This is a genomic window from uncultured Thiothrix sp. (genome assembly GCF_937873765.1).
Classification (GTDB): domain Bacteria; phylum Pseudomonadota; class Gammaproteobacteria; order Thiotrichales; family Thiotrichaceae; genus Thiolinea.
This window is the reverse complement of record NZ_CALMZC010000014.1, coordinates 231,830-238,791: the sequence shown is the minus strand read 5'-3', so window position 1 is coordinate 238,791 and position 6,962 is coordinate 231,830. Positions and strand designations below refer to the sequence as shown.

The window sequence follows — 6,962 nt, the reverse complement described above, 5'->3', positions numbered from 1 at the left end:
TCTGGCTCTGGCTCTGGCTCTGGCTCTGGCTCTGGCTCTGGCTCTGGCTCTGGCTCTGGCTTCAGCATCCTGCCCGAATCTACAGGTGTTTGTCGAGCAGCTTTGTTTATTCGGTGCAATGTTTTAACAGATTGGCGCTTCTTTCGCCAGCGTAAAACCGATTTACCTGCATCAAGTATCCCGTCCTTGAGGCTGGTCACTAAAGCAACCAGATACATCACCGGTAAAAACACCAAATCCTTGGCAAGCGTTAAACCTTTAATTTGCTTACGCTTTTTAGGTGCTAGGCTAACCGTCGCTGGTGTCGGATCAGACCCTTGTGGTGGTAAACCTAAGGAATTACTGGCACTAATACAACCTAAAGGAATCACCAACAAAGTTAATAAAGTTGAAACAGCTCCACCAAAAATCAATGATACGGCCATACCTTGGAAAATCGGATCTGATAATATCACCATTGACCCACCTAATAAGGCTAAGGCAGTAATTAAAATCGGCCGTGTCCGCGCTTCACAAGAGCGAATCACCGCTTCTCGGGGGCTTAACCCCTGACTCACCACAGCATCACGGGCAAAATCCACTAATAAAATTGAATTCCGTACAATAATTCCAGCTAGGGCAATAAAGCCAATCATGGAAGTAGCCGTGAATTCTGCACCCATTATCCAATGTCCCGGCAAAATGCCAATTAAGGTCAACGGAATTGGTGCCATGATAATCGCAGGCAAAATAAAATTACCAAATTGCGCTACGATTAACATATAGATCAAAACCAAGGCGGCCGCAAAAGCAATTCCCATATCACGGAAAGTTTCGAAAGTAACCGTCCACTCCCCAGCCCAAACAAAAGACGACTTTAATTCTAAATGATTAGGTGCTTTAAACCAGTAGCCACTATCAATAATGCTCCCATCCGGTGCGGTATAACCCTTACCCTCGTTCGCCGCCAATAAAAGACTCTCTACTTCCTTCTGCCCATACACGGGAGCCGCTAAACGTCCTACCCCTTCAGCGGTAACAAACTCAACAGGATTGAGGTCTTTGTGATAAATCGGTTTATCTTGTGCCTCACGAATAAAGCCTCCCAACTCAGACAAAGCCACTGACTTGCCCTGCGCATTACTGACTGGCAGTTGGACTAAGGTCATGATTTGTGAGCGCGAACTCAAAGGGACTTGCATAATAATATGGGTGGGGTCAATTAAGGCATTTTTCTTAATATCACCTAACACAAAACCACCCATCGTCATACTCAAAGCCCGATTGACATCCTCAACTGTAATCCCATTACGTTGAGCCTTATCAATATCGATCACAAAGCGCAGATTTTCGTAATCATTTTCCAACATATTATCAACATCACCTAAATTCTTCGCCTGCTTGAAGAACTCAGTCATATCTGCTGCCATTTGCCGACGAATATTCGGATCTTGGTGATAAATTTCCGCCACTACAGTTTGCAGTACCGGGGGACCAGGTGGCATTTCCACGACCTGAATAGTCGCATTGGCAGCCTTTGCCAATGGCGTTAAAATCTCTCTTGCCTGCACCGCAATTTCATGACTAGTACGCGAACGCGCCTTTTTATCCAATAATTGAACTTGAATATCGCCCTGCCAAGCTTGCTGGCGCAAATAATAATGACGCACCAGCCCATTGAAATTAAAGGGTGAAGCGGTCCCAGCATAAGTTTGTACAGCAGTAACCTCTGGCAGCTTTTGCATTTCAGTGGCTAATTGATGCATCAAATTAGCGGTCACTGGCAAAGCAGTACCCTCTGGCATATTCACCACTACATTAAACTCTGGCTTATTATCCAAAGGCAGCATTTTTACGGGTACTGCTTTCAAGGGATAAAATAGAGTCATTAGGGCGAAGAAAATTAGGATAATGCTAAACAGAAAAGTATAACCTTTGAGTTTGCTATCGACTAACGGCAGAATTAAGCGACGAAATAACGATTCTAAACGCTCTGCTTGTTTATGTTCTTTTTCTGCATCTGCATGTAATTTCGCAAGGCTAGGTTTGAATAAATTAGTTAACCAAGGTGTGAAAGCGAAAGCAGCGAACAAGGAAATCAGCATCGCTACTGAGCCGAGTACAGGAATCGGCATCATATACGGCCCCATCATCCCACTCACAAAGCCCATCGGTAATAGAGCTGCAATCACTGTCGCAGTCGCCAAAATTGTTGGGTTGCCCACCTCGCGCACTGCATCCACAGCAATGGCGAGGCTTTGCTGTCCGACTAAGAGCCAGCGACGATAAATATTTTCTACCACTACAATAGCGTCGTCGACCAAGATGCCAATCGAGAAAATCAAAGCAAATAAGCTGACACGGTCAATTGTCATGTTCAGCATCCAAGCTGCAAATACCGTCGTAGTAATGACTGCTGGGACTACAATCAACACTACTAGGCCAGCCCGCCAACCCAAAGCCAGCCACACTAAAACTGTGACTATCATGGTGGCAATAAAGAGTTTTTTCAGTAATTCATTTACTTTAGCTTTAGCAGTAGCACCGTAGTCACGAGTAATTTCTACATGCACATTATCTGGAATAATCTGCCCTTTTAAGCCTTCTAGCTTTTGCAGAATTGCTTGCGAGACTTCCACACCATTGGTGCGATGTTTTTTGGCAATCGCTAAAGTCACAGCAGCGGCATTAGAGGCGGTTTCGTTGGTTTTAGAAGCAGCTCCCGTATAATAACCGACCATATGGCTTGCATCACTGGGGGCTTCTTTCACTTCTGCTACATCGCGTACATAAACAGGACGGCCATCCCTCACCGTCACCATCAGATTTTTAATATCCTGTCCCGAATTTAAAAAAGCACCGCTGTAGATTTTGTAAATAGTCTGATTGGGTTCGACAAAGCCAGTATGTTGCTCTGAATTGGCCATCTGAATAGTGCGAGCAATTTGTTCTAAAGATACGCCAAAAGTGCTTAAGCGCTCGGGCAAAATCTGAACTTGAATTTCTTCACGACGCCCATCAACAATAAAACTCTGACTGGTATTTGCGACTCCACGTAACTCCTGCAGAACCTCCATACCTACTAAACGTAAAGAAGCATCATCGACTTCATTCGACCAGAGTGTCACTGTTACCACAGGTACATCGTCGACACCTTTAGGTTTAACGAGTGGTTCACTTGCACCCTGCGGAATAGCATCACGATTAGAAGTCAATTTATCATAGAGCTTCACTAAAGAAGACTCTAACTCTTCTCCTACTTTAAACTGTACCGTGACCATCGCTTCGCCACGCATCGAAGCTGAATACACATGATCCACTCCGGTAATTTCGGACATAATCGCTTCAAGAGGACGCGCAATAATCGCTTCCACTTCACGCGATGAAGCCCCCGGATATTTCACAAAAATATCTACCATCGGAACGGAAATTTGCGGATCTTCTTGGCGTGGGGTAATCATCAACCCTAAAGCACCAATTGCCAAGAAGGCTAACAGCAGTAGCAAAGATAAAGGTGAATTGATGAAAGCTTTCGCAGTTTGACCAGCAATCCCTAAACGATGAGCATGGCTTTGGCTAGGCTGGGGTGAATCATTCATGCGCTATCTACCCATACGAAAAAGTAAACGGATGCAACTACAGCGGACACTACCGCTATTGAGCATCCGGCATCCAACCCGAAACTGCTCGTGAAGGCGGGTTATCCATAATTTTCATGCCCGGCTTTAAGCCCGAAATGATCTCAACTTTATTCCCATACTCCGCTCCCAAACGGACTAAACGCAGCGAAGAACTACCATTTTCTACCACTAGCACACTAGGTAAGCTGCGGCCACTTAATAAAGCCGTACGTGGAATCATCACCACCGGCTCATCGGTGGTTTGAGGATTAGATAAATAGATCTCAGCATACATACCGGGCGCAGCTACTACATCGACGGGCAAGTCAAACTTCACCGTAACAGTATGATGCTCAGCATCAGCCACTGGATAAATTTGTGAAACTTTCGCCATGGTCTCGACCCCACGATTGATTTTCACAGGTACAACCATACCCATCGTTACTTGCGACATTAAGCTTGCGGGTACATCGGCTTGTAGACGTTTGTATTTGACAAAGCCATAACGTAATAAGGGCTGACCTACTTGTACTGTATCTCCCACCTCAGCCATTTTTTGTAAGATTACCCCTTCAAACGGGGCAATCCCTTTGGCATTCAATAAAGCGGCATCAATTTCTTGCAACTGGGAATAGGCTTGTTGTAAGGAGCCACGGGCTTGTGACACGCCTGAAGCACTGGTAACCAAATCAGAGTAGCGCCCCATATCCGAGTCATAATTATTCAACATCATGTCGGCCATAGGACGGGTAATGAAATTATCCATCATTGCGGGCATACCAAAGCCTGGCATTGCACCAATATCACGACTACGTGGCGAAATAATTTCGCGCTGATATTGAGCCTGAGCACTTTGTAACAAGGATTGTGCGTTTTGAATTTGGGCTAGTACTGCATTACGCTTAGCTACCAGTTGTGCTTCATCCACCTGAGTGAGTACTGCACCCTGTTGATAAGAACTACCGACTTCACCAGCAAAATACTTCAGCACACCGGGGATTTGGGCAGATAAAGTGACCTCTTTATAGGGAATCACCGAGCTACCTAAAACGGTTTGGATGCGCGAGTTTGAGGTTTCAACAGATACGATTTCAGCAGCTTGAAGGGAACTACAGCTTAAGACAGCGCAAAAAAACGCTATTACTAAGCGCGCTGCACAATTGCCTTTTCTCATGAATAACTCTTCCTCAATAATCGCGGATGGATAGCATCCCACTTTAGCAGGCTGAACTATATCTTTTCAGGGAAGCTAATTCTAGTGAAAACGCAGCAATACACTAATAGGGATATAGCTAAAAAACCCTTATAAAAATTTAATCAATTGATTGATGGTGGGCGAACATAAGTCTTAACCACTGCTAGGGGTTCGGTGTCTGTGTAATTGTCTCTATGAAAAACTGATACTTTTACTTCCAGTAAAATTTCTGAACTGGAGGGACTAGTTTCCCGCAACCAGCGCCAAGGAATATTACCCATTTCCTCCTCGCCTTCGGAAGCAGGTTCAGGACTGTTGTTGTCCACTGCCATTTGATAAAGATCGAGTTGATTCAGTCCTACCCAGCGTGCAAAGGTGGTTTCTTTCAAAATTTGTGCATTGCGCACACTGTTGGCTGCAACTTGACTTGCGATACCAATCACCAGCGTAATAATGAATAAGGCAAATAAGACTTCAACTAAGCTAAAGCCTATTTGTGTGCGTTTGGAGTTAGCTTTGCTCATCATCTTTAACAGGTTCAAGCACTTGGCCAAAAGCATCAAACTGCACACGCTGCGCTGTGGTATCGTCTTTGCCAGAGACCAATTCATAAGTGAAGGGTGTTAATTCGCCACTAGGCTCAATGATTACCTGCGGATCTTTAGGCACATCCCCTGATAAGCTAATGGGTTCTTGGTCAATCAAGACTTGTGGCTTGAGAGCTTTTTCCAAGGCACGAGCTTTGAATAGACTGTCATTTTCGATCTCTACCCATTTATTTTTGTCATCGAGCTTGAAGAAATGATAACCGGTTTCAGTGAAGCCCAGTGCAAGCGGCTCTGAACGCACGATAGCCTCGCTACTAAGCACATTCACATCCAAGCGCAGGCGTTCTAAAGCTAACTCGACCGGATTGGACTCAAAACTACGAAATGACAAAGAAGTGATTGAAACCAGCACAGCCATAACAACGAGTACAATCAATAACTCAACTAAGGTAAAACCGCGCTGGCCTTGTACAGACATTAACTTACTGCTTTTCCCAGTTACCGATATCGTCTTGGGTATTATCACGCCCATCAGGACCCGCACTAAAAATATCTAAGTCATTACCATGCGTACCCGGATTCAAGTATTTGTATGGATTTCCCCAAGGATCGGTTGGCACCGTTTTAGTTTTTAAATAGCCACCTTGTTGCCATTTACGCGCTTCAGCGGGCTTCTCAACCAAAGCTTTTAAGCCTTGCTCGGTGCTAGGATAGACCGCATTATGCATACGATACATATCTAAAGCCAACTCCATGGTACGGATTTCTTGCTGAGCCGAGGCAATCCGCGCTTCATCCGGAGTACCTTTTAGGTTGACCACTGCAATACCTAAAAGCACCCCAATAATAGTAATAACAATTAATAGCTCCATCAGAGTATAACCAGTCATCGCTGGGTGGCGACGAGCTATCTGCTTGTGCTTATTCATTCGACTTATCAAACCTTCAAATTCAAAAACGGCGTAATCATGGCATAATACTCTAATCTTGTAATCAACAGGCAGTTAAGCACATTACCAATCCATTAAAACTGCCCACGCCTCTACTGGCTTACGGCTTAAGCTTTAGCCTGATGTTTTGTGCCCTGTATAGTTTTCAGGATGAATTGCGCTATGAGCGTAACCTCATCTTACAGGGTGATTACTGGCGGCTACTGAGTGCTCATTTTGTGCATCTCAACTTCATTCATTTAGCCATGAACTTAGTAGGTTACTGGGTGTTTCTAGTCATGTGTGGGCATTTATTTAGCCTGAAACAAATCAGTCTTAATATTTTCATCTTGGCCTTGGGCATCAGTCTAGGTTTATTACTCTTACAGGTGGACTTTCAATGGTATCTAGGCTTCTCGGGCGTGCTATACGGCTTATTGGTATTAGGTTCCCTGCATATTGCTTTGCGTGAACAATTTACTCTTGGTGCACTGATTTTCAGTATGCTCATCTTCAAGCTAGGTTTAGATACTTATACTGACCAAGCCAGTGCAAGTGCTCAACTGATTGGTGCGCCAGTTGCCACAGCAGCCCATGTTTATGGCTTAATAATGGGCTTATTGCTTAGCCTGCCTTTGTTAGCCAGCAAATTACACCTTAAAAACGCATCTAATAATAAAAAATGACTTAA

6 protein-coding genes are annotated in these 6,962 nt (G+C 44.5%); 1 reads left to right on the top strand and 5 read right to left on the bottom strand.

Annotation, left to right across the window (positions count from 1 at the left end; genetic code table 11):
• The 5 genes from Q0307_RS04390 to gspG all read right to left on the bottom strand — a co-directional run.
• Nucleotides 1-3,578, bottom strand: a 3,578-nt coding sequence (locus tag Q0307_RS04390) for an efflux RND transporter permease subunit (protein ID WP_298657122.1), incomplete at its 3' end; no start/stop codon positions are given.
• Nucleotides 3,579-3,633: 55 nt separating this feature from the next.
• Nucleotides 3,634-4,773: an efflux RND transporter periplasmic adaptor subunit gene (locus tag Q0307_RS04385; RefSeq protein ID WP_298657120.1), complete on the bottom strand. Its 1,140-nt coding sequence runs from the start codon at nt 4,771-4,773 to the stop codon at nt 3,634-3,636.
• 143 nt (nt 4,774-4,916) lie between these two features.
• On the bottom strand, nt 4,917-5,321 hold the full coding sequence (gspI, locus tag Q0307_RS04380) for a type II secretion system minor pseudopilin GspI (RefSeq protein ID WP_298657117.1): 405 nt from the start codon (nt 5,319-5,321) through the stop codon (nt 4,917-4,919).
• Entirely contained in the window at nt 5,305-5,820 is a 516-nt protein-coding gene (gene gspH, locus Q0307_RS04375) for a type II secretion system minor pseudopilin GspH (RefSeq protein WP_298657114.1), read from the bottom strand. Before gspH ends, gspI begins: the two co-directional genes overlap by 17 nt.
• A gap of 4 nt (nt 5,821-5,824) precedes the next feature.
• A complete protein-coding gene (gene gspG, locus Q0307_RS04370) occupies nt 5,825-6,271 on the bottom strand; it encodes a type II secretion system major pseudopilin GspG (RefSeq protein WP_298657112.1) in 447 nt (148 codons plus the stop codon).
• Nucleotides 6,272-6,414: 143 nt separating this feature from the next.
• On the opposite strand from gspG, the gene rrtA reads away from it, so the two are divergent.
• On the top strand, nt 6,415-6,957 hold the full coding sequence (rrtA, locus tag Q0307_RS04365; RefSeq protein ID WP_298657109.1) for a rhombosortase: 543 nt from the start codon (nt 6,415-6,417) through the stop codon (nt 6,955-6,957).
• Nucleotides 6,958-6,962: the final 5 nt, after the last annotated feature.

What these genes read in the sequence shown, in the direction of transcription:
- Q0307_RS04385 (WP_298657120.1), bottom strand. Translation starts at nt 4,773, where the DNA reads ATGAGAAAAGGCAATTGTGCAGCGCGCTTAGTAATAGCGTTTTTTTGC.
- gspG (WP_298657112.1), bottom strand. Translation starts at nt 6,271, where the DNA reads ATGAATAAGCACAAGCAGATAGCTCGTCGCCACCCAGCGATGACTGGT.
- gspI (WP_298657117.1), bottom strand. Translation starts at nt 5,321, where the DNA reads ATGATGAGCAAAGCTAACTCCAAACGCACACAAATAGGCTTTAGCTTA.
- gspH (WP_298657114.1), bottom strand. Translation starts at nt 5,820, where the DNA reads ATGTCTGTACAAGGCCAGCGCGGTTTTACCTTAGTTGAGTTATTGATT.
- rrtA (WP_298657109.1), top strand. Translation starts at nt 6,415, where the DNA reads ATGTTTTGTGCCCTGTATAGTTTTCAGGATGAATTGCGCTATGAGCGT.